The sequence below is a fragment of the Chryseobacterium sp. SIMBA_029 genome, from assembly GCF_046535275.1.
In the GTDB taxonomy this organism is placed as follows: Bacteria; Bacteroidota; Bacteroidia; order Flavobacteriales; family Weeksellaceae; genus Chryseobacterium.
Window position 1 is genome coordinate 1 of sequence record NZ_JAWRXA010000352.1, and the last position, 269, is coordinate 269.

Genomic DNA, 269 nt, shown 5'->3' on the forward strand with positions numbered 1-269 from the left:
GTTCAACCAGCCGCTGCTCTGGTGGATCGGTCTTACCGACATGCCGCCGCGCTCGAACGATTATGTGCCGATCTTTCCCTGGGCCGCCGCCTATATGTCAGGCTTGACGCTGGCGCTGATCGCCCTGCGTACCAGCCTGCCGCAGAAGCTTGCCGCACTTGGGACCGGCGGCTCGCTGCTGGCACGCGGCGGGCGCCACAGCCTGGCATTTTATCTGATCCACCAGCCGGTGCTGATCGCCATCGCTTACGCAATGACCTTCGTCATGC

General features: G+C 63.6%; 1 protein-coding gene. It reads left to right on the forward strand.

Annotated elements, in window-relative coordinates; all coding sequences use genetic code 11:
• On the forward strand, positions 1-269 hold a 269-nt coding region (locus tag SB679_RS24435; RefSeq protein ID WP_410704856.1), incomplete at both ends, for a heparan-alpha-glucosaminide N-acetyltransferase domain-containing protein.